This is a genomic window from Aeromonas sp. 160P (genome assembly GCF_055193095.1).
On sequence record NZ_JBUXKV010000001.1, the window covers coordinates 572,844 to 595,639 of the forward strand.

A 22,796-nucleotide genomic window follows, 5' to 3' on the forward strand; every position below is an offset into this window, starting at 1 on the left:
GAAATAACCAACCCGGCTTAGGCCGGGTTGTGTTCGTTCGAAGACGTTTTATGGTACGAATGTTCAGCTGAGACTATTGAATTCATTCTTTTTAGGTTGAACTTTTTAACGCCAACAAGGCCTCATTATTATAATTATTCATATTCACATATTTACATATTTACATATTTACATATTTACATATTTACATATTTACATATTTACATATTTACCAGACCATTCCTTGATCAAGAAATTAATTGTCGCGTTCTCTGTATCTTTATCAAAAACAGATACATCATGATCTTTCATGTATTTTTCATACATCATCATAGCTTCTCTAATAGGCATACCCTTAATATCATTAAATCGCCTGTTATTTATATTTTCAATATCAGACAATATCATTGAAATTAATTTATTTGGTTCTGAAAGCAACACTTTAGAATTATCACTCATATTCCTCAATACTTCCTTTGCTCCGGTGAGATCACTCTCATACAAATGTAGTGAATCAGTGAAATGCCTTTGATAGCCCACATCAACACCAATTTCATTCGCTAGATGGTAATGCAAAACTTGGAAGATGAAAAAATTATATGGAATACCTAAATATATATCGTTTGATCTATTAATTACCGTGATATCCAAAGAGCCATCTCGAATTTTAAGCATTATTGACGTGTTGCATGGAATGTCTTTTGATTGTTTATTTTTTAAATCATCTGGACCATACATGCATAAAACACAACGACGAGATTCTGGCGCCCCCTTTAATTCATTGATAGCATATTTAATTTGATCATAGCCAAAGTGCTCTCTCAGCCTAAAACCATAGGCTCCATTTAGAGTAAGATTATCATCCGAAAATTTATTATATGATCTTAAATAGTAGCTTAATGTGTCTAACTTATTACTACCGCTAATAACCCATGCAGATTCAGCGATCGCAAAGAATGGGTTTAATGCTCTTTTGGGGAGGGTTAGTATATTTAACCATCCAGGTTCTAATTCAAAAACTGAGGGCCCTAGGTCATAAACCATCCCCACACGTGAAGGTGTAGGCGATTTTATATCAATACAATCACTCAATGCTTGATAATACAGTTCATTGAGGTTGGCACACTGGTATAAATTCATATTAATCACCAAATCTTTTTTTGTTTTTTTCTAATTTCGCTAAAAATCCTTTTTCCAAATCAACATCAAATTGATTTGCAATTTTGATTAAGTATATAAATACATCTACAAGTTCTTCATTCAGATTTTCTTTTTCGCTAATAAACGATTTATCACCTCTAACTATTTTTTTTGTTAGATTTGAAAACTCACCTAACTCACCAACCAAACAAACAATTAAATGCTCTAATTCATGCAAATTATCTGCATCTATATTGGTGTAAAACGATCTCCCATTGATAGATGTTTTTTGGTCAAAGATCTTCTGCTTCTTGCATATCTCTTTCAGTGTTAGGCTCATACTGAAAACTCTCCAACTAAGGTTATAAGGATTTCTGAGATATTGTCGCTCAGTTCACTTACACGTTCATGATGTGAATGTTGCTGTCTAAGCTTAACAAGTTCATCAATTTTTGAGATTGTTTCTGATAAAAGTTTCTTGATTCTACCTTTATTCTCTGCTTGCCACTCACCATCGACTATCTCGAGAATGTATTTAATAGATTTACTGCTTGGCACAGTTTGTATATTTGCCATCTGCTCTACGTTACGAATAAATTCATCTCTATTATCTCTAATCATCGTCATTATTTGATATTGAGTCATGAGATCTAACTTAGGTTTTTCTAACGGATTGAAGTTTGGAACGTGATGAGCGCGGCATGCAAGAATAGTTAATCTGACGGTTCGAAACTCCAAAGTAGAACGCGATATCTCTTCTATGTTCAATCTAATTTCTTCTAAGTTAATTCTTAAGAAGGTACTAACTTCTAACGCCCTTAAATAAATATTGCAATATAAAACTCCATCATCCAGTATACTTTGGAAAATCATAAATGAAGGGATGGGGTTATCCCCTGAGTTCATAATTGTACTTTGATCAATTAGTGAATATATTGCCCTATTACTAGAAGGTTTACAGATTAACTCGCTAATTATGTTTTTTACGCCATTGACTCTATATTCTCCGTGATTAAAGTATAAGTTTTCTGGGCATTGCTCTGCACTCCATTGGAGCGCCTTATCTTGAACATCCAATAATGCATTCCGGATAAGTCCATCTGTAGGAAGCTCATATGCTAACAGTAGATTTATCTTATAATTATGAGCTGGTATTAATGTTGCTGCGTCATTAGCAATTTCTTCGAGAGAGCTTACATTCTTATATTGAATTTCCATTTATTAACCTCCCAGCTTCCTAATAACAACTGTTTTACCTGAACGCTCAAAAACATTATTTTCAATAATGATTCCTTCATCATTTATGATGTAGTGATTGAACGCATTAAGATAGCCAGCCTGAGCATAACTAGCACTTCTAGCGGAGATTACTGGAGTTGCTGACTTTCCAACATGATAATACTGCTCTGTATGTTGATGGCCATGTAGAGCTAAAACAAATCCATTACATTCAATAAATCTTACAAGGTCATAGCTATTTCTTATAGCAGAAAAATCACCATCAAATTGATTAAGAATATGATGATGAAAGACAATTATTTTTTTTCTATCATTATATGGAGTTAGGTCTATTTCAAAACAATCTTCATTTATTAAGCCATGTTTATGATTTAAATTAAAAGAACTATTCAAAATAAAGAACAGAGTGTTTTGAATTTCAATAACACTGTGGTGTTTTTTTGAGAATGATATCTCATTATTTCTTCTGGAGGAGTATGAGAACGTGTCAAAATCATGAAAGCTGTTGTCTACAATATCGTGATTACCAGGGCAAAAGCAAAGGTTATTTCGTTCCACACCACCCAATGAAATTAGCTTTTCAATAAAGTAGGATGCAAGTTTGTACCCATCTGCTTGCCCCTTAAATGTTATGTCTCCACTGATAACAACAATAGGTTTTTTTGTTTTTTCAATAATATACTTTGAGAGTGACTCTGACAGCTCCCTCTCATTAAAGAGAGCCCCAGGATTACCAAAGTGCATATCTGATAAATGTATAATATCCAATGTGTTGACCTCTAAGCTCGAAATGGCATTCTATCATGGACATCTGATGTATATAAACGTCATCGCAATATGTTGAGACCTCTTTGGAGATTTATAACAATCATCTTCCCAAGGACCATAGGTTCGATTAGCGAAGCGTAGAAATCAGTGACACCCATCTTGCTGACAAAGGCGTAGCTGGTGAAGCTACGCCCAACTCTCACCATTATAAATAAAGAGCTATGGTCACTTAACCAACTTGCTCTCCATCACCCCTTGTTTGCCTTCCTCTTCGCTGACCTGACTCAGCTTGGAACGAGCCATCAGCAGGCCCATCTTGACCTCCTGCCAGACGTAGTAGTTTTTACCCGCCTCGGTGCTGAGGGTCAGGGTGGCATCGTTCTCCGACTTGGAGGTGATAGTGTGGCTGCCCGGCGTCACCTGCTTGAGGATATAGCTGTGAGCCACGGTATCGCCTACGGCAGAACCATCCACCAGCACCGGCATTTTAACGGCCGTACCGAAGGTCTCATTGCGATAGATATAGAGGTTGGCCGCATCTTTGGGCGCCACAAACTGCTTGGCCTGCGCGTCTGCGGTGGCATCGGCCATGGGTACGGAAGCACAACCGGAAAGCAGCGCCGCCGACAGCAGGGCAGCACTCATCATTATTTGCCTGAACATAGTCGTTATTTTTTAGTGAGTTAACGGGATTTAAAGGTTCGCATGAGCCTGTGCTGGCTGACAATCGCTCAAATCGGTCGGGGTGTGACCCGGTTCAATTTTCCAGCATTTGGTGGGATGAAGGGGGGAACTCAGAAACCCGGCCGCCAGATGGGGCGTGGTGGCCGGGTGAATTGTAAAGAGTAGGGTGACAGGTAAAGGGATCAGCCTAGTCTAATCAACTCGATGGGCGCGTAGCGCTCTTGAGTGTTGGCCAGCAGCACGCACTTCTCATGCTCCGCCTGATAGGGGGTCATGTGGTCGGTGTGGGCCTCTTTGAGAAAATCGACTGCGCCGGTGGCGGCAATCATCACGCGCTGACCCAGGTTCAGCACATTGCGGTTACGGTCATAGATCTTCATGTCATTCTCCTTTGCTGGTGTCCTGACGGATACGCAGACGAGTGTCCAGGACAACGACATTCAGCCTACGCCCCTGAAAAAGGGTGATTTATGTCACAGATCAAAAAAGGGGCAATGAGGGACCCGGAGGATGAAAAGGCGAGCGCTCACGCGGCCAACCCCCCGGTTGGGCCGGTTGGGTATAGCCATCGCTGATTCCGTCTGCCGCTCTGTCATGCCAAGCTGGAGGGGAACAAAGCGTAACGGCGTCGCCGGAGGGGATGATGTCACTGCTGCAACTGCTCGATGATCTGGTCGACCTTATCGAATTCATTACCGATTTTCCGCGGTTCTGGCGCATCTATGTGGGGATTTTCTGCACCTTTGCTGCCTGCGTACTGGTTGCCAAAACACAGGATTCCCCCGATGGACTGGCGTTCGTTTTCGGTGTGATCCTGGTGATTGGCATCGGCCTGACACTGCTCTGGCAGCGCGCCTCTCGCTGATCGCCACCGTCTGTCGTGTGGCGCACGCCTCCCCTGCCCTTTTTGCCACCACGGGCTCGAACCTGACAGGGGATGGAGTATATTGGTGGCCGATTAGCCAGTCTCATTCACTGCGGCCACGCAAGCGGCCGCTGTTTCAACAAGATGGAGAGTGCTCATGAATCGCGACATTACCGCCCAGTTTATCAAGATGCTGACCAACCTCGACCACTGTCTGGCCAAGGCCGAAGCCCACGCTGCGGCGAAGCAGTTCAACGTGGAGAACTTCTTCGGCGAGCGGCTGATCGTCGATATGCTGCCGCTGTCCAAGCAGGTGTTGATCTGCTGCGATTCGGCCCGCTCCGTGGTCGCCACTGCCAGCCACAGCGAGCTGCCGGTGCTGGGGGATGACCCCAAGACCATGGCGGATCTGCGCGCCCATATCGGCAAGACCATCAGCTATCTGCAGAGCAAGCTGGAGGCGGACTACAGCCTGTACGCCAGCGCCCGCTACGTGCCGCACTGGGCGGGTGGCAAAGGGATGGATGGCCATACCTGCGTCCATGAGTACGGCATCCCCAACTTCTACTTCCACCTCACCATGACCTATGCCCTGCTGCGTCAGGCCGGGGTCGATCTCGGCAAGCGCGACTTTCTGGGCGGGCTCAACCTGCAATAAACGCTGTACGCCACAGGCGGCAAACAGATAGCAACAGCCTGCCACGCGGCAGGCTTTTTTATATCGGGTTGTGCAGGGCTGGAGCGCAGAAGGGCTACGCCCTAGAAAGGGCCGTTGCTCTCGCGCAGCTGGTCGGGCAGGCCGTCATGATCCCCCAGCTCACGCTCGGGGACGTCATCCCAGTGCAGCTTGCCGAGGGTGATATTGCGCTCGGGATGCACGGCGTAGTGGATGCGGTTGTCCTCCCGATCGGTATCGCCGATGCATAGCAGCCGCACCGGCTGGTCGGTGTTGTTGATAAAGGCGTGGGACAGCCCGTCACCGGCCTTGAAGCCCACCGAATCACCCGGTTGCAGCCGATGGAGCACCCCGTCGAGCCAGACATCCGGCGTCCCTTCCAGTACGTGGACGAACTCGTCCTCGGTCTTTTCGGCGTGGGGCCAACTGGTGCGGTGGCCGGGCTCGACGATCTCGTGGTGAATGCCGATCCGGCTAAAGCCGAAGTGCTTGCCGAGGGCGCAGCCACGGGAAAGGGGCTCCTGACTGCCGGAGTAGTAGCGCGGCGTCTGCTCTTGCAGCTCGCTCCAGTGTTTGATGCAGGGGTGACGGGTCATAGTGGTTCCTTATGCTATGAGGATGCGGTCACGGGAGGGGTCATCCTAACTGCCAGAATGCGGGGGAGAAAAGCAGAAATCGGTCGGCGGATGACGTGGTGGCGGACTCGGCAATGGGCTGATCGCCCTGCTGGCATGGGCTGCGAGCCATGAAGGTGGCCCGCCATCTGGCCAAAAAAAGAGGGAGCCGCTGGCTCCCCCTCTCGATGATGTTGGCGCTTACTTGCCGATATTGTCCGCCAGCTGTTTGGCGCGGTTGGCAGCCCACTGATCGATCATCTTCTCCATCTCCTCGGCGGTGATGGGCGAATCCTTGTGGGTGGTGTCCGGGCTTTCGCGGGCATCCATCACCCGCACCAACAGCTTGCCGCTCTGGGAGTCGAGCAGCTGGGCCATGCTGCCCACCTTGAGCAGGTAGGGCTCCTTGCCAATCACTTCGCGGGTGACGTTGATGGCGATCTTGGCGGGCAGCAGATCCCGCAGTTTGGGGTCGGGGCGAGTCAGGTCGAAGTTGGTGACGGCGGACTGGATCCGGATGACTTTCGGGCCGGGGGCGGTGGTGATCTTGACGCCGTGGCGGATCAGCTCGCTCTGGAACTTGTCGTGGTAGTAGCGGCCAATCTGGTTCTGCTCGTTGGCGGTCAGCAGATACCACTGGCCATTCTCCTGCCGGATAAACTGCAGCGGATCGAGCAGCACCTCATTGTATTGACGCAGGTCAACGCCCGGCTCCTTGTAGACGCGCTGGTTGGGGTTGCTCTCGCTCGGTTGGAAGGCGCTGAGGGGGACAGTCTGCAGCGACTGCAAACTGTAGGAGACCTGATTCTTGACGGCGCAGCCACCCAGAAGGGCCGCAGCCACGACAACCATCACGACCTTTTTCATATTTGCTCCTGCATTTTACTGTTTGTTTTTGCTGCGGATTTTGCACCACATGGCTGGAGAACCCGTGCTGGATGCCGCCAATACCACAGAGAAATAACCGATTCACCACCTTCCCACAAGGGGCAGATCAAGCTTGTTCAGCTCACATCCAAGTTGTCACAATTGCGGCACTTTTGTACAGAAGCGGTGAGTGTGTGAGCGGTGATCTGGCGGGGGTCGGTTGTTTAATCCGGCTACATGGGGCTGCGGCGGGCGCTCTGTTTTTTCAAACGATGCGGGCCCGTAGGCGGCGTGAGTTGCACGGGGAAATACTTCAGAACGGGCGATGACCGATCATCAGCTATCTTGCGTAAACGGGCCTGCCGCCGGACAAGCGGCAGGCCCTCCCATCAGTTATCCAGATCCCAGACCGTCAGGCTACCAGCTCGGCCCCCATGCTCACCAGAATGGAGAGACTGACCAGCGCAAACAGCACGCCGGTCACCAGATTGAGCGGCCGCTGCACCCGCAGCAGCAGGCGCTGGGCACGATCGGTGGAGAGGCTCCACGCCAGCAGGCCGAACCAGCAGAGGGAGATGATGAAGAGCTCGCCCACTAGCAGGCTGCGGGTCACTCCATCCACCTCTGGCGTCACCATGGCGGCCAGCAGACCGATAAAGAACACCAGCGCCTTGGGGTTGAGCAGGTTGGTGGCGAGGCCAGTGCGCACGCCCCTACCCCAGCCGTGCAGCTCGTTGGCAGCGCTGGCCATCACGGTACTGCTCTGCTGGCGAGCCGCCATCAAGGCACCCCACCCCAACCAGCCCAGATAGAGGGCGCCGCCGCACTTGATCACCATAAACAGCAGCGGGTGGCTGGCGATCAGCATGCTGATCCCGGTCAGGCTCAGGGTGGCGTGCACCATGATCGCCAGCGAGATGCCCAGCGCCGCGCCAAGGGCGGTCGGCCGGTGCAGGCTGGTGCGCAGGATCAGGGCAAAATCGGGGCCGGGGCTGGCCAGTGCAATCAGGTGCATCAGGCCAAGGGTAACGAACAAACTGGTCAGCATAACAACTCTCGCTTTAACGACGGAGAGCCAGCATGGCGGATCAGCGGGGGGCGCGGCTTGTAAAAGATTGCATCTGGGCACGAAATTCGGCAGGGGTCAGACCGAATGCCTGGCGAAAGCCGTGGTGGAAGTGACTTTGATCGAAGAAACCGACCGCCAGCGCTACTTCGCTCACCGCCATCCCGCTCGCCAGCAGCCGCTTGCCCTGCTCCAACCGCAGCCGTTTCAGCCAGGCGTAGGGGGTCATGCCGCTGCGTTTCTTGAACTGGCGCAAGAAGGCGAAACGGTCGAGCCCGAGCAGCCCCGCCAGCTCTTCCAGCGAGTGGGGCTCATCGAGAGCGGCCATCAGGTAGTCGCGCAGGAAGCGCAACTGGGGATCGGCCAGCTGATGCACCTCGGGGGCCAGATGCAGCAGCTCCCCCAACAGGGCCAGCAGCTGGCTCTCGATCAACAGGCCATCAGCCTTGGGGTTGTCAAGATAGCCGTGCAGTTGGGCAAAACCCTGATAGAGGTCGGGGCGGCTCTGCAATCCCTTGTCGAAGAAGGGTTCCGGCTGCTCCGGCAGCCAAAGCGCCAGCTGCTGCGGATCGATGGCGAAGACCCGCACCTCGTATCCTTCCGGCAGCAGGCTGAGGCCGTCGTGCACCTCGTCCGGGTTGACAGTAGAGAGCACCCCGCGCACCAGATGGTGACTGTTCCCCTTGTGGATAAACTTCTGGCCACCCCGCTGCACCAGCCCGATATGGTAGTCGAGATGGACATGGCGGCCGTAGCTGAACGCCCTGTGGTGGGAGTGCGACAGCTCCACCCCCGGCAGGTGCGGGGATTGCCAGTAGCGGATGAGGGAATCGGTGGTATTCATGGGTTATAGATACACCAGCAGCGGGCCTTGGACTTGTAGATTATTGCACGCAACTCCCTTTCAACGCCCCCACAGCCGCGGGGTGGACTCCACCAGTGAGGCGAGCGGCACCCGCTCCACCACCTGGCGCATACGCTGCACCAGCTCGGGATTGGCATCCCCCAGCGACTTGGTCAACACGATATGCACCTGCAGCGGGGGGGCCGGCAGGTAGATAAGGCGAGTCGCCGCAGGGAGCTTGGCGCGAAAATGGTTGGCGGAAATATCGTTGGAGAAGAGCGCGGCATCAATCCGCCCGCGCAGCAACTTCTGCATGTTGCCATGCTCCCAGCTGAGCTGGGAAAGGGTGTCGATATGGATCTGCGGATGCTGCAACAGCGGCGGCACGATCGCCTGACTCGACCAGCCGATGGTGGTGCCGTAGAGATCTTCCTGCCGCTCGACCGAGTGAAGTCGCGATGGCCCCAGTACCACTAGCACCGGCCGCAGCAGCAACAGGTGGGGGTCGATATAGCGAAAGTGACGAGCCCGCTCGGGACTGTAACTCAGCAGCGGGGTCAGATCGCACTCGCCGCTCTCGAGGTTGCTGAGCAGCCGCGCCACATTGAGCCCCTGCCACTCGATGGTGCGCCCGATCACGGGTTCGATGTGGCGGCGAAAGTAGTCGAGCACCGGCCCGGAGACCTTGCCCTGCTGATCGATGGTGACCAGCGGTGCCAGCTGGAAGACGCATCCCCGCAGTGGCGCATTGGCCGCCACGGCTTGGCTGATAGTCATAAAAGGAAGTAGAAGTGCCGATAGCAGTAATAACAAACCCATACCCGAACGAGAGATGCCCATAAGTGCCGACCCGATGCCCCGATAGCCATCAGCATGGCACAAGGCAAAGGGGCGGGCTATCCCCTCCCGCCGTTCAGCAGCCCCTTGTGGCCCCTATTTCCATTACCATCAACCACCCGTTTTATTGCGCTGAAAATCAATAAAGCCGCTGCTTTGATGAATATTAGGGTCTTGAGATATAGTGTTGCCCCCTTCATCAAACCGACGGGTGATCGCCCCGCCGGACAGGTAGATTCATGAGACTGTTTTTGCTGTTGTTGTCGTTGTTCGCCACGACCGTAAGTTCTGATGAAAAGCCGCGCCAGCCCTATTTCGACTGGGGACGCTGCCCGTTTGAAGGTTGCACCTATCAGGCATGGACCACCAAGCAAGAGGTGATCGTCAGAGCCGAACCGTCTTCTACTGCCAGGGAGCTGTTCCGGGTACCCCGCGGCCAGCAGGTAGAAGGGCTGACCGGGGTCGTCATTACCGAAAAAGCGGGGATCGTCGAGATACTCAGACCGGTCAAATTGGGCTACAGCAAAGAGGGAAAAGGGCCGCTGTTTAACATGAAGGCAGGGGAAAAACTTTATCTCCTCGGCTGGGTGGGCGAAGGTGATGGCTTGTTCTGGTACAAGGGCAAAACCTACATCCTCGATTACGACTATGCGCGCAAAGAGGTCAGATACGGCCCGTCACCGCAGAACCAGTGGTGGGTAAAAATTCGGGACCAGCAAGGGCGTGAGGGTTGGGTTGCCGAAGCCAAAAACTTCGCCCATATGGATCGTTTCGAATAGCGACCGACAGCCAGCCCCCCAAGATCAGGGAGCTGGCTGTGGATGACTCACTGCCCGGGTTGCAGCTTCATCTCTTGCAGATACTCCAGCACCTGGGTTTTGTAGTCCGCCTGATAGGAGAACTTGGTGCTGTCGCACGCCGCAATCAGGTTCACGGCTGTGCAGAACAGGGTTGCAGCCAGCAGCCCCTTGCCAACCCACTGCGGGTAACGGCGACTCCAGCGCACCAGCAGCAGCAGGGTCGGGAACAGGGCGTAGGGGAAGATCAGCATCAGGTGCCAGTAGTTGAAGGTGATGGGCGAGAGCGCCGCACTCACCAGCACCGCCAGCACTGCCGCCAGCGCATAGAGGCCGAGCCAGCTCTCGCCATCCACTTCGGCACGATCACTGCGCAGCAAGCGTGGTTTGAGATCGCGCCACAGCTGCCAGTTGGCCTTGGCCGCCAGCAATACGGTCGCCGAGCCCACCCCGTAGATCACCACCCGCCACAGCCAGACCGCCGCCAACTGCAGATATTCGTGGCCCGCCAGCCAGATAAACTGGGTGTCGTTGACCAGCTTGCTGGCAAACAGCCAGGAGCCGTAACGCAACCAGTAGAGCACCGATTTCAGCACCGGATAGACATGCACCAGCCCCCAGCCGATATAGCGCTGACGCGCTTCGGGATCGGCTTGCTGCGTGATCGCAGTGTTACTTATCGCCTCCAACATATACGGGATCAACGAGGCACCGATCAACAGGGCAGCCACCACCACCCCGCTCCAGCTCACTTTGAGAATGCGGCGCCAGAACAGGTAGGTGGACATCACCGCCAGCAGCGGCCAGGAGTAGTGCAACTGCATCGCCATGCCAATGGCCAGCAAGTGCACGATCATGTGCCAGAAGGAGGCCCGCTCGCGCATATGCCAAGCCGACCAGCAGTGCATGGCGGAGAAGAGGAACAGATAAGAGGGGTTGTAGAGCAGACTCTCGTACTGGAACCAGGGGTTGAGCCAGCAGAGCACCAGAAACAGCAACCGCACCACATGGCTATTCAATACATTGCCATTCAATCCACGGTCATCAAACACCTGGCGGATCACCGAATCAAACAGCAGGAACCCGACCAACCGCATCGCTAGCAGCAGCAGCATGGGCGCATAAGGTGAATCCCACAGCAGCAAGGGCCCGCCAATCAGCCAGGCCGACAAACTCCCCGGCACATTGCCCACCGCACTCGCCGCATTGCCATAACTAAGCCAGACCCCCTCATAAGCACCAAGGTAACCCTTGTAGAGCATTTGGGTCTGATCGCCGGTGAGGAGTTGGTGATCGGAAAATAACCAAGAAACAAGTATCCCGCCGAGAACACCAAACCATAAAACTCCGGTATTAATTATTTTTTTTATCATAAATGTCCACCTAACCAATAAAGTTATGCTTTTTTAATGCGAGATATACAACATTTTCTATACTCTCATTTTTAACATCTAACTTTTGCACGTCATCATTAAGATTTAGAATAAATCTTTCGCCAAAAACATTATCGATATAATATTTTTTATCACCAATCACAACAGATACGTTAGATGGTTCCTCTCCATTTTTAGTATCTGAATAAAGTAAGGTGTAGGTATGCCTATCAGTAAAAACATTAGCACCATCGATTTCATCTGATGAGTAATAAACACCCAACAGATGGAATAATGATGGCATTAAATCAATGTTAAGGAACATATCTAAATTAATTTTAGGCAATTCATCATTGAATATGATAAAAGGAACCCGAACTTGTTCATTTATTGTCGCACTTGAATGGGCATGATAACCAAACTCGCCAAATGATTGGCCATGATCACCAGTTAAAATGAAAACAGCATCTTTAAAAAAACCGTCTTTTTTTAATGACAGTATGACATCTCTTATAATGCTCAAACTCTCATCTACAGCATTCAAGTATCGCCCATGAAGAACGCTATTATCATGTTCGCAAAAAGCTTCCTTATCATAAACCTTGTAATTACTATGAGTTTGTGAATTCATTATATGATAGAAATGTTTACCATCCTTTACGTTTGCTTTTATGTTGTCGACATACTCTTTAATTATGTAGTCATTGCTATTTTTTGGTAAGTTATGATTATCTATTACTGTGTTAAAGCCACTGTCCACAAGCAGTTTATTCATATTGAAATATTGAGTATCTTGAGTGGTTATAAATACTGTATTGTACCCACCTTGATTTAATAAACTAAGCGCCCCCCCAGCCTCTAACTCTCCATTATACATACAACTATACACAGCCCTAATCGATTGATTTGTATTAGGAGATACCGAATATGCTCTCTCTGTACTGATACTGCCAGTGAATATATTTAATATGTCCTTAGCTACACCAGACTGCATAAATGCAGAGTAAGACAATGACTCGACCGAAAATATAAATACACTTTTATCTTTTAGTACCCCATAAAGATTTTCGTATGGATTTAATAACGCTTCTTTATTCCTCCCGGAAATTATTTCTTCTAACTCCTTCAAATCAGTAAAGGATGAGTTATATCTAATGTTGGAATTACTAGATATACTTTCAAAAACCGACCTACCTTCTATAAACTTAGCTAGTGACACACCATCACGATAAAATTCTATAGCAACTAGCAATATTATAAATATAAAAATTAAATCATATGGGTAAACATCCATCCTTGATAAGGATACCGTAACAACGGTACACCCTGACAGCCATAACAACCCAGATAATAACCTTAACTTTGATTTAGTAAATATAAAAATAGCCAATACCAAAGATAGTGCCGTACTACCAAAATTAAATGTAGAATTTGATAGAAATGATGTAGTAAAAAAACAAGATATGAAAAAAAGCGGGCAAAGAAGCACCCAGTTAAAACGCCACAAAAAATTACAAATTTCAGCTAACTCTCCCTTGAATGACTTTACACCACTAAAAAACGTTTTGACATTACCGATGTTTATTTTTAATCCATAAGAACTGAATAAAACAGCGTTACACCATAAAAACAAAATTAAAACCAACCAAAACGATGTAATTATTAAAGAACTATCACAATAACCAGCTATAACTGCATACATTCCTATATACGCAACATCTTTTAATGAGGGCGCATTAGTCAGATGTAACTTAAGCGACAATATACGCTTTATAAAAGTGGTTGCTAGCAACCCATACGCTAAAACCATACACGCCAAATTAATATTTAATTCACTATCAAATAAATTTAAAAACACTAATCCACCCCCCACATCAATCGTTGCTGAAATATATCAACGCCTAACAATCAATCTAAAGGCTAGATTTTTCATTATTATGGCGTTGAATTCATCTTCAGAAAATTAATACCTATGTGTTTTTAACTAAAAAGCCACCAACATAATATGGAAATGTTTAAATCACTTTTTTTCATATTTTTTAATTAAATCAACACAATATTTACTTGTTATGGCGTGAGCTCGCGGCTCAAAGTAACGATATATTATGAATGCCAAAAATATCATTAGCATTGTCGTGATAAAACTAAAGGCTATGTATGTGTTAGCTGATTTTTCTACATACTGTAATAATGAGTAGCCCAATTCTTGATGAAGCAAATAAAGTGGGTACGTTATTCCACCTAGGCTTACAAGCACCTTGTTGGATATTGGGAGTTGATAACCATTTAATAAAAAATAAAAACAACCAAAATATGCAGTAATAACGAGGCCTATTATGTTATTGGACAAATTTAGATCGCTGTGTGCGATAATGCCTGAATAGATTGAAGCAATCAGGGTGAATAATAAATAGAGTTTATTATAAAACGTTTTATCTTCTGCCCAGTAATAATAAAAACCAACACCAGCTGAGAAATAAGTACCGTATGTAATGAAGTTACCTGCTTTACCTAATGACAAATACGTAATGGCAAGAACACTCCAAATAACCATAACCGACTTTAATTTCTTCTCTGTTAACCAACCAAAAGCAAGCATAACTCCGATAATCAAATAAAAACGTAATTCTGTTGTGAGAGTCCAATACACGCCATCAAGATGTGGTTGATTGAATACGAAACGATGCATAAGAGTTAAGTTTGCCAAATACTGGGTAACGGTTGGATCCCTAGATGTGGAGCCTAATAGCAATACCCCAAAAAAAGTGATTGTTGCCGCTAACCAGAGTGTGGGGTATATTCTGATAAATCTTGATTTGGTGAAATCCTGCCAAGACTTATTTTGAGCGCTATAGAGAATTACAAATCCACTGATCATAAAGAATAGCTCTACACCCAAAAAACCATACTTTGAAATAGATACAAGCCATCCAAAATTAGACTGTTGAAGTATTAATGCAAAATCTTTGTCGACAGAATAACTAATGTAATGAAATAACACGACAGATATTGCAGCAACAAAACGCAAACCATCAATACCATAAATTCTACTTTTATTTGTACGTTGTTGCATTTAGTGTTCCGCTCTACTATCAGTTTGAACTGATACAAGAATAGAAAAAATTACAGGAAAAAATGTAATTCCTGAATTGTGGTTGATAAAAGCCTGAGTGAGGCAGTAATCAAATAGTGTCATAGCACTAACCCCAAGTAAAATAGGTTTAAGTGCACTACATCGTGGCTCTATTATGTAAGAGCGGAAGGGATAAAAAAATAAAGACAATAATACAGCCAACCCAATTAAACCACGCTTAGCCATTTCATCCAAAAACTGGTTGTGTGCATGAGAGTTAAAATCGTATATAAATGTAGTAATGCGGCCATCCGCTAACTGTTCTGCATGTGCCACTCGAACACCATTATTACCCCACCCCCAAAATGGTTTTTCTTTGAAAGAATAAATGGCGCTCTCCCACAATTGAAACCTAATTCCCACCGAGGTATTTTTATTTCCACCATTAACATACTCTAATGTTTCATTTTTAACTGACTCAACCCTGCTTAGCATTCCTATTTTAGGGGAAAAAAACAAACTAATCGCTCCCGCGCACAAGAGCACCATGACCACCTTATCAACTCTATGAATCGAAGACCTAAAATAAATAAGTATCGACAAAATTATCATCGGTAATAATACCCATCCACCACGAGTACCAGACAAAACGCTGCCTAGCATCCCCATACCACAGGAAAATAGCATGACTATTGCGCCTCTATTGTTTCCCTCCTTACGATACCAAAAATAGCAACATAAACATAGTAGCCCCATAGTCATGCTGATATTGCCAGACTGTATTGGCATTGAATCATAAAAGGCTCTTGGCATACCTAAATACAATTTATCATGAATGGCAATGGCTCCAGATATGCAAGCCCCTACAGAAACACCAGATATTAAGCTAGTGAGGCGAGCTGGATATCTAGCAAGCAAAGGCAATATCACCACGACCATGAGGACTCTACTGGGGCGATCAAATTCTCGTAATTTCCCTCCATCCATCCATATAGATAAAGCCTGTATCAAAACATAAAAAATAAAAACCAGTGCAAGTCCTTTCATCTCTTTTGGCATACTTACCCAATAAGAGGGACGCCAACAAACGGCAAGACTCACCACAAATAATATTGCGGGTCCATAGGAATAACCACTTGAAATGGTCAGAGCTAACGCACCAAATAAAAACGTGCCAACCTGAACGAGATTGTGAACGCAATTACCACGCCATGGTAAAAAAACATTATGAGTTAGTGTCATAAATTAACTATTTCCTAAAAACATAATTCCCACGGATTTTACGCCATAACCCGAACACATCTGTGCGGGGGAAAATGGCGATCCGGCGGATCTGGAAAGGGTCCTGGTGCATTGCTTTGGGGCCACTATTGGTAGCGACGGCAAAACGATACCCGGCAGCAATAGCCTGCGCCTTGGCACTCTCGTTCATATCTCCGTAAGGGTAGGCGAACGAGAGCAGCGGATGGCCGAGCAGGGCTTCCAGTTGGCGTTTATTCTCCTGAATCTCATGGGCCTGCAGCTCTGGCGAGAGCTTGCTCAGGCGAGGATGAGTCAGAGTGTGACCACCAATTTCCACATGACCGCTGGCGGCCAGCGCCTTGACCTGCTCACCACTCATCAATGAGACCTTGGTATCCGGATTGGTCGGATGCTCCACATCCCAACGGTTATATCCTTCACCGGTGACCACGTACACCACGGCTTTGTAACCATATTTTTCCAGCAGCGGCAGCATGCGGGTCAGATTGTCCTGATAGCCGTCATCGGCAGTGATCATCAGGTACTTCTTGCCGTATTGCAGACGGTGGATAAAGCCTTTGTCCGCCAGATCGCGGAAAGTCAGGGTCTCGTAGCCGAGCCACTTCATCAGGCGCAGATGCTTCTCGAACATGGCGATCGGCATCCAGGTGCCGTGCACCCCTTTCTCGCTATCCTGTTCGATAAAGCGGTGGTACATGATGATTGGCATCTCGCGGCGCAGGGTTTCCACCACCGCATCCTGATAGATGGATTCCAGACCGGATACCACCCCCTGCAAGCCATACTCATCCTGAATGCGTTGGCGAATGGCTTCCGGCACCATCTTGCTCGCAAGCGCAGATTCAACCGCTCCCTTCAGCGCAGCAAAATCGATGGCCAGATCCTTGGGGCCGATATCGCCAAAGTTGCTGGCCAGCGCTTCATCCAGATTCTGCTCGGTCACCAGACCAATGGCCTTGGCTTCACCGATGGCAAAGGCGGGGCGGCCGCAGAGCAGCGCTTCCATGGCTACCCGACCTGCACCAATTACTAGGTCGCAGCCAGCCAGCAGAGCGGGTACATCGTCGACGTAGCCAACAAACTCGGCACGACCTTCGAAACGGGCAAAGCGCTCCGGCACCTTGGTACCGCTGACAATCCGCACCCGACAGGCATCAAGATCAAGCACTTCGTCGAGCAGGCGGTAACAGAGCTCCCCTTTGGGGCCACTCAGACGACCTATGATGGCAATCACCGGCTTGGGATTGTCCGGCGCCGGCACAGGCTGGAACTTGTCGGTTTCGATACCGTTGCGCAGCACCTGCACGATCGCGGGATCGACCCCCAGATTGTCGACAATCTGATGGGCAATATCCTCACAAACGGCAACAGCCCGATAGCCGAGAGCATGGAATGCCTTGCGGGACGCGTGCACTGGTTGGCGACCATGAACCGTGGTGATCATCGGGGTGCCAGTCAGCTTGCAGGCCACATAACTGCTCCAGCCGGAGGCGCGGGAGTGAGCATGCACCAACTGGATATGATGCTTCTTGATGAGATAGATGAGGTAGAAGACGTGCCAGAAACGGCGCAGGATGCTGCGCTTGTTGAATCGAAGCTTGAAGACGGGACCAAGAGTCGGCTTGGTCAGGGTATCTGACACATAAAAGACGTTGTGACCACGCCGGGTCAGTTCGTTGCCGACTGTAGTGGCATATACCTCCGCGCCCGTTACTTCGAGCTGGGAGAGTGCCATCAATATATTCATCGCGCGGTTACCCGGTAGAGAAGAGAGGAACGGCAAGCAGCCACAGAGACCAGAAACCGGAAGCAGGGGAGTGCCCACTTCCGGTTTTGCGCTCAAGCTGCCGCGTTGTGCTCGCCCGTTAGCGGTTGAGCCAGGCCATGTAATCCGCTACCCCTTCGGCAACGGTTTTGAACTCGGCGTCATAACCGACACTGCGCAGCTTGGTCATGTCAGCCTGGGTGAAGCTCTGGTAGCGACCTTTGAGGTGATCCGGGAAGGGGATGTACTCGATAGCCCCCTTCTGATGATGCTTGATCACCGCTTCGGCCACATTCTGGAACGGCTCGGCACGGCCGGTACCGCAGTTGAAGATGCCGGAGTGCTGCGGGTTCTGCCAGAACCAGAGGTTTACCTTGCAGACGTCGTCAATATAGATGAAGTCACGCATCTGGCCACCGTTCGGGAAACCGTCACAGCCTTCAAACAGCTTGGGATTCTCACCCTTCTTCACCTGGGTATTGAGGTGGAAGGCGACGGAAGCCATGGAGCCTTTGTGCTGCTCGCGCGGGCCGTAGACGTTGAAGTACTTCAGACCGACCACCTGAGAGTTGATCTCGGGGATCCAGCGGCGCACGTACTGGTCAAACAGCTGCTTGGAGTAGCCATAGACGTTGAGCGGCTGTTCGAACTTGGGATCTTCGATGAAGTTGTCGTTGCGGCCACCGTAGGTTGCGGCAGAGGAGGCGTAGATAAACGGAATTTCGCGCTCGATGCAGTAGTGGAACAGATCCTTGGAGTACTCGTAGTTGACCTCCATGATGAACTTGCCGTTCCACTCGGTGGTGGCAGAGCAGGCGCCTTCATGGAAGATCACCTCGATGCCATCCCACTCTTCGAAATCGTCACCAGACACTATACGGTGCTGAAACTCTTCCTTATCCATGTAGTCAGCGATGGTCAGATCGACCAGGTTGACGAACTTGGTGCCGTCGGTCAGGTCATCAATGACCACGATATCGGTCCGTCCTTGAGCGTTCAGCTGCTTGACCAGATTGCTGCCGATAAAGCCAGCACCGCCAGTTACTACGATCATGGAGTTTGCCTCTCGTACGTTGATGGCTACATGTGACTGCTTGTTAAAGCTGTGTATAGTGAGCCAATTTGAAATTGCCGAAAAGTTTATCACGGGCGGTCTGGGGATTCGACCTTGTTAAAATCGCCCCCAGACGAAACCCGCTGGAGGAATGAGTGATGAAAACCAGAGACAGGATCATTCACAGCGCGACCGAGCTGTTCAACGATCAGGGTGAACGCAACATCACCACCAACCATATTGCGGCGCACATGGGCATCAGCCCGGGCAACCTCTATTACCACTTCCGCAATAAAGAAGACATCATCCACTCCATCTTCGACCAGTATGCCCGCCACCTGAGCGAGAGCTTCATCCCGACCCGCAACCGTGAAATCACCCTACAGGATCTGATGGGCTACCTGGATGCCATCTTCTATCTGATGTGGCAGTTCCGCTTCTTCTACGCCAATCTGCCGGACATCCTGAGCCGAGACGAACCGCTGCAACAGAAGTACCTCAAGGCTCAGGAGCAGATGCGAGCATCAGTGGTCGCGCTGCTCAAGAGCCTGCGCGAAGGGGGCATTATCGATGTCAGCGATGAAGACCTGCCGGATCTGGGCCAAACCATCAAGATGGTGGTGACCTGCTGGATCCCGTTCCAGATTGCCCAGGCCCCCAACACCCGCATCACCAAACCGCTGCTCTATCAGGGAGTGTTGAAGGTGCTGTTCCTGCTGCGCCCCTATGTGCAACCCCAAGTGGCCACGCAGATCCGCCAGCTGGAACAACATTACCGTCAGCTGGCCCAACCTGTTGGGTGAGATCTGTTTCACATTTGTTGAATATCAGCACAATCATTTGAATTTGCCGCAACAGATTGCAGTAAAATGTCGCCCTCTGTTGATACGCAGCTGAAATAGCCAATAAGGATCGAGGATGTCTAACGGATTCTATCGTCACCTGACCGAGCAACTGAACCAGGTGCAAGCGGAAGGGTTGTACAAGCAGGAGCGCATCATCACCTCCGCCCAGCAGGCCAGCATCGCCGTCGGCGGTGAGCAGGTACTGAACTTCTGTGCCAACAACTATCTGGGACTGGCCAACCACCCGGATCTGATCGCCGCCGCCCATCAGGGGCTCGACAGCCACGGCTTCGGCATGGCTTCAGTGCGCTTCATCTGTGGCACCCAGGATCAGCACAAAGCGCTGGAGCAGAAGATATCCGGCTTCCTCGGCACCGAGGACACCATCCTCTACTCCTCCTGCTTCGATGCCAATGGCGGCCTGTTCGAGACCCTATTCGGCACCGAAGATGCCATCATCTCCGATGCCCTCAACCATGCCTCCATCATCGACGGCGTGCGGCTGTGCAAGGCCAAGCGCTATCGTTACGCCAACAACGACATGGCCGAGCTGGAAGCCCAGCTCAAGCAGGCAAATGCCGACGGTGCCCGCTTCAAGCTGATCGCCACCGACGGCGTCTTCTCCATGGATGGGGTCATCGCCGACCTCAAATCCATCTGCGATCTGGCGGACAAATACGATGCGCTGGTAATGGTGGATGACTCCCACGCCGTCGGCTTTATCGGCGAAAACGGTCGCGGCACCCACGAATATTGCGGTGTGCTGGATCGGGTCGACATCATCACCGGCACCCTGGGCAAGGCGCTCGGCGGCGCATCCGGTGGCTATACCTCCGGCAAAAAAGAGGTGATCGACTGGCTGCGTCAGCGCTCCCGTCCTTACCTCTTCTCCAACTCGCTGGCCCCCTCCATCGTTGCCGCCACCATCAAGGTGATCGACATGCTGGCTGAAGGTCACGACCTGCGCGCCCGCCTGAAAGAGAACAGCCAATACTTTCGCGAGCGGATGAGCGCCGCCGGTTTCACTCTGGCGGGCGCTGATCACGCCATCATTCCGGTGATGCTGGGGGATGCCAAACTGGCCTCCGAGATGGCGAGCCGCATGCTGGCTGCCGGCATCTATGTGGTGGGCTTCTCCTTCCCGGTAGTGCCCAAGGGTCAGGCGCGCATTCGCACCCAGATGTCTGCCGCCCACACCCGCGAGCAGCTGGACAAGGCGATCGACGCCTTTATCCGCATCGGCCGTGAACTCGGCGTTATCTGATTTGAATCAAGGGGCTGCAGCCCCTTTTTTCTGCATTCATCGTGATTGACTGGCATGAAGGAACAACCATGAAAGCACTCTCCAAACTCAAAAAAGAGGTCGGCATCTGGATGACGGATGTGCCGGCCCCCGAGCTCGGCCACAACGATCTGCTGATCAAGATCCGCAAAACCGCCATCTGCGGTACCGATATCCATATCTACAACTGGGACGAGTGGTCCCAGAAGACCATTCCGGTGCCCATGGTGGTCGGCCATGAATATGTGGGGGAAGTGGTCGCCATCGGTCAGGAAGTGCGCGGCTTCGCCATCGGCGATCGGGTCTCCGGTGAAGGGCACATCACCTGCGGTCACTGCCGCAACTGCCGCGCTGGCCGCACCCATCTGTGCCGCAACACCATTGGCGTTGGCGTTAATCGCCCGGGAGCCTTTGCCGAATATCTGGTGATCCCCGCATTCAACGCCTTCAAGCTGCCGGACAACATCCCGGACGAGCTGGCTGCCATCTTCGATCCCTTTGGCAATGCGGTGCACACCGCCCTCTCCTTCGATCTGGTGGGTGAGGATGTGCTCATCACCGGTGCGGGCCCCATCGGCATCATGGCTGCCGCGGTCTGCCGCCATGTCGGTGCGCGCCACGTGGTGATCACCGACGTCAACGAATACCGGCTGGAGCTGGCCCGCAAAATGGGCGCCACCCGCGCGGTCAACGTCAGCAAAGAGAAGCTGGCCGACGTGATGAGCGAGCTGGGCATGACCGAAGGGTTCGATGTGGGGCTGGAGATGTCCGGCGTGCCAAGCGCCTTCCAGGAGATGCTCGACAAGATGAACCACGGCGGCAAGATCGCCATGCTCGGCATTCCCCCCTCAACCATGGCCATCGACTGGAACAAGGTGATCTTCAAGGGGCTGTTTATCAAAGGGATCTATGGCCGCGAGATGTTCGAGACCTGGTACAAGATGGCCAGCCTGATCCAGTCCGGGCTGGATCTCTCCCCCATCATTACCCACAGATTCCACATCGACGAATTCCAGCAGGGGTTCGATGCGATGCGCTCCGGCCACTCCGGCAAGGTGATCCTGAGCTGGGACAAATAGTCCATTTCACCGTTTGGTTACCCGAAACCCGGCGAATGCCGGGTTTCTTTTTATCTCCACCGTCCGAATTGCCGTGATATCGCCCAAAACTTTGTACGCAGAGTGTTTAACACTTCACACACAAGCGTTTAAAAGGCCGTAACTATTCGGTTATAATCCCGTCGTTTACAGGGATAATAAAAGACTGCTGGGAGTATATGAGCGTGTTGAAAAAACTGAGCTATTTGCTGGCTGTCGGGATGACGGCCGCCAGCCTGTCTGGAGTCGTGCTTGCGTCCGATGAGATGTCGCCGGAAGCCATTGCCGAGCGGGTCAAACCAATCGGTCAGGTCTATACCGCCAAGGATCTGGAAGGTATTGTCGGGGCAAGTGCGACGGCTGCTGCGGCAACCCCTTCCGGCCCACGCGACGGCGAAGCCGTATACAATGGAGCCTGTTTTGCCTGTCATGCCACCGGCGCCGCTGGTGCCCCCAAACGGGGTGACAAGGCGGTCTGGGAACCTCGCATCGCCCAGGGTATTGCGACACTCAAAAAACATGCCATTGAAGGCTTCACCGGCAAGTCCGGCATGATGCCGCCACGCGGCACCTGCACGACCTGTAGTGATGAAGAGATTGAAAACGCCATTCACTACATGATCGACAAACTGTAAGTATTTGAAAGGGCCGCACTTGCGGCCCTTTCA

General features: G+C 50.4%; 24 protein-coding genes. 7 read left to right on the forward strand and 17 right to left on the reverse strand.

The genetic code is table 11. The features are described from left to right. Positions 1 to 192 precede the first annotated feature (192 nt). The 6 genes from ACY8FN_RS02760 to ydfZ form a co-directional block, all read right to left on the reverse strand. A complete protein-coding gene (locus ACY8FN_RS02760; RefSeq protein ID WP_463099166.1) occupies positions 193 to 1,119 on the reverse strand; it encodes a thymidylate synthase in 927 nt (308 codons plus the stop codon). A 1-nt stretch (position 1,120) separates the two neighbouring features. Then, positions 1,121 to 1,459 (reverse strand): MazG nucleotide pyrophosphohydrolase domain-containing protein, encoded by a 339-nt coding sequence (locus tag ACY8FN_RS02765; protein WP_463099167.1) that lies wholly within the window; start codon positions 1,457 to 1,459, stop codon positions 1,121 to 1,123. Continuing rightward, complete coding sequence (locus ACY8FN_RS02770) at positions 1,456 to 2,337, reverse strand: hypothetical protein (RefSeq protein ID WP_463099168.1); 882 nt, start codon at positions 2,335 to 2,337, stop codon at positions 1,456 to 1,458. Before ACY8FN_RS02770 ends, ACY8FN_RS02765 begins: the two co-directional genes overlap by 4 nt. A 3-nt stretch (positions 2,338 to 2,340) precedes the next feature. Further along, a complete protein-coding gene (locus ACY8FN_RS02775) occupies positions 2,341 to 3,126 on the reverse strand; it encodes a metallophosphoesterase family protein (RefSeq protein WP_463099169.1) in 786 nt (261 codons plus the stop codon). Positions 3,127 to 3,351: 225 nt separating this feature from the next. Next, complete coding sequence (locus ACY8FN_RS02780; protein WP_124243327.1) at positions 3,352 to 3,789, reverse strand: DUF2846 domain-containing protein; 438 nt, start codon at positions 3,787 to 3,789, stop codon at positions 3,352 to 3,354. Between the two features lie 203 nt (positions 3,790 to 3,992). Further along, entirely contained in the window at positions 3,993 to 4,190 is a 198-nt protein-coding gene (gene ydfZ, locus ACY8FN_RS02785; RefSeq protein WP_042018422.1) for a putative selenium delivery protein YdfZ, read from the reverse strand. Between the two features lie 263 nt (positions 4,191 to 4,453). Between ydfZ and ACY8FN_RS02790 the strand changes: the two genes are divergently transcribed. Both ACY8FN_RS02790 and ACY8FN_RS02795 read left to right on the forward strand, forming a co-directional pair. Beyond that, the gene (locus tag ACY8FN_RS02790) at positions 4,454 to 4,675 is read left to right on the forward strand and encodes a hypothetical protein (RefSeq protein ID WP_463099170.1); all 222 of its coding nucleotides are present in this window, start codon (positions 4,454 to 4,456) and stop codon (positions 4,673 to 4,675) included. A 157-nt stretch (positions 4,676 to 4,832) separates the two neighbouring features. Continuing rightward, positions 4,833 to 5,333, forward strand: coding sequence for a DUF1993 domain-containing protein (locus ACY8FN_RS02795; RefSeq protein WP_463099171.1), 501 nt, complete (start codon positions 4,833 to 4,835; stop codon positions 5,331 to 5,333). 101 nt (positions 5,334 to 5,434) lie between these two features. Here ACY8FN_RS02795 and ACY8FN_RS02800 read toward each other — a convergent pair whose 3' ends face one another. From ACY8FN_RS02800 to ACY8FN_RS02820, 5 genes are all read right to left on the reverse strand, one after another. After that, positions 5,435 to 5,947 (reverse strand): cupin domain-containing protein, encoded by a 513-nt coding sequence (locus ACY8FN_RS02800; RefSeq protein ID WP_463099172.1) that lies wholly within the window; start codon positions 5,945 to 5,947, stop codon positions 5,435 to 5,437. A 219-nt stretch (positions 5,948 to 6,166) separates the two neighbouring features. Further along, positions 6,167 to 6,832, reverse strand: coding sequence for a DUF3313 domain-containing protein (locus ACY8FN_RS02805; protein ID WP_463099173.1), 666 nt, complete (start codon positions 6,830 to 6,832; stop codon positions 6,167 to 6,169). 412 nt (positions 6,833 to 7,244) lie between these two features. Beyond that, positions 7,245 to 7,880 (reverse strand): LysE family translocator, encoded by a 636-nt coding sequence (locus ACY8FN_RS02810; RefSeq protein WP_463099174.1) that lies wholly within the window; start codon positions 7,878 to 7,880, stop codon positions 7,245 to 7,247. A 40-nt stretch (positions 7,881 to 7,920) separates the two neighbouring features. Beyond that, positions 7,921 to 8,742 carry a helix-turn-helix transcriptional regulator gene (locus tag ACY8FN_RS02815; RefSeq protein WP_005357044.1) on the reverse strand — a complete coding sequence of 274 codons (822 nt, stop codon included), beginning with the start codon at positions 8,740 to 8,742 and terminating at the stop codon, positions 7,921 to 7,923. 60 nt (positions 8,743 to 8,802) lie between these two features. Then, positions 8,803 to 9,519 (reverse strand): substrate-binding periplasmic protein, encoded by a 717-nt coding sequence (locus ACY8FN_RS02820; RefSeq protein ID WP_463099175.1) that lies wholly within the window; start codon positions 9,517 to 9,519, stop codon positions 8,803 to 8,805. 299 nt (positions 9,520 to 9,818) lie between these two features. Here ACY8FN_RS02820 and ACY8FN_RS02825 point away from each other — a divergent pair, with 299 nt between their 5' ends. Then, positions 9,819 to 10,358 carry a hypothetical protein gene (locus ACY8FN_RS02825; protein ID WP_463099176.1) on the forward strand — a complete coding sequence of 180 codons (540 nt, stop codon included), beginning with the start codon at positions 9,819 to 9,821 and terminating at the stop codon, positions 10,356 to 10,358. 47 nt (positions 10,359 to 10,405) lie between these two features. Here ACY8FN_RS02825 and ACY8FN_RS02830 read toward each other — a convergent pair whose 3' ends face one another. From ACY8FN_RS02830 to rfaD, 6 genes are all read right to left on the reverse strand, one after another. After that, positions 10,406 to 11,638 (reverse strand): 3-deoxy-D-manno-octulosonic acid transferase, encoded by a 1,233-nt coding sequence (locus tag ACY8FN_RS02830; protein WP_463099177.1) that lies wholly within the window; start codon positions 11,636 to 11,638, stop codon positions 10,406 to 10,408. A gap of 121 nt (positions 11,639 to 11,759) precedes the next feature. Then, the gene (locus ACY8FN_RS02835) at positions 11,760 to 13,607 is read right to left on the reverse strand and encodes a sulfatase-like hydrolase/transferase (protein ID WP_463099178.1); all 1,848 of its coding nucleotides are present in this window, start codon (positions 13,605 to 13,607) and stop codon (positions 11,760 to 11,762) included. Positions 13,608 to 13,769: 162 nt separating this feature from the next. Beyond that, positions 13,770 to 14,822, reverse strand: a complete 1,053-nt coding sequence (locus ACY8FN_RS02840) for an acyltransferase family protein (RefSeq protein ID WP_463099179.1) — start codon at positions 14,820 to 14,822, stop codon at positions 13,770 to 13,772. Beyond that, complete coding sequence (locus tag ACY8FN_RS02845) at positions 14,823 to 16,064, reverse strand: O-antigen ligase family protein (RefSeq protein WP_463099180.1); 1,242 nt, start codon at positions 16,062 to 16,064, stop codon at positions 14,823 to 14,825. A 7-nt stretch (positions 16,065 to 16,071) separates the two neighbouring features. Continuing rightward, the gene (locus ACY8FN_RS02850; RefSeq protein WP_463099181.1) at positions 16,072 to 17,832 is read right to left on the reverse strand and encodes a polysaccharide deacetylase family protein; all 1,761 of its coding nucleotides are present in this window, start codon (positions 17,830 to 17,832) and stop codon (positions 16,072 to 16,074) included. 118 nt (positions 17,833 to 17,950) lie between these two features. Then, positions 17,951 to 18,904, reverse strand: coding sequence for an ADP-glyceromanno-heptose 6-epimerase (gene rfaD, locus ACY8FN_RS02855; protein ID WP_139717867.1), 954 nt, complete (start codon positions 18,902 to 18,904; stop codon positions 17,951 to 17,953). A 158-nt stretch (positions 18,905 to 19,062) separates the two neighbouring features. On the opposite strand from rfaD, the gene ACY8FN_RS02860 reads away from it, so the two are divergent. The 4 genes from ACY8FN_RS02860 (at position 19,063) to ACY8FN_RS02875 (ending at position 22,763) form a co-directional block, all read left to right on the forward strand. Next, entirely contained in the window at positions 19,063 to 19,707 is a 645-nt protein-coding gene (locus tag ACY8FN_RS02860) for a TetR/AcrR family transcriptional regulator (protein WP_101320080.1), read from the forward strand. 115 nt (positions 19,708 to 19,822) lie between these two features. Then, positions 19,823 to 21,013, forward strand: coding sequence for a glycine C-acetyltransferase (locus tag ACY8FN_RS02865; RefSeq protein ID WP_463099182.1), 1,191 nt, complete (start codon positions 19,823 to 19,825; stop codon positions 21,011 to 21,013). A 68-nt stretch (positions 21,014 to 21,081) separates the two neighbouring features. Further along, positions 21,082 to 22,110, forward strand: coding sequence for an L-threonine 3-dehydrogenase (tdh, locus tag ACY8FN_RS02870; protein ID WP_068978116.1), 1,029 nt, complete (start codon positions 21,082 to 21,084; stop codon positions 22,108 to 22,110). A 197-nt stretch (positions 22,111 to 22,307) separates the two neighbouring features. Then, on the forward strand, positions 22,308 to 22,763 hold the full coding sequence (locus ACY8FN_RS02875) for a c-type cytochrome (RefSeq protein ID WP_463099183.1): 456 nt from the start codon (positions 22,308 to 22,310) through the stop codon (positions 22,761 to 22,763). The last annotated feature ends 33 nt before the right edge of the window (positions 22,764 to 22,796 follow it).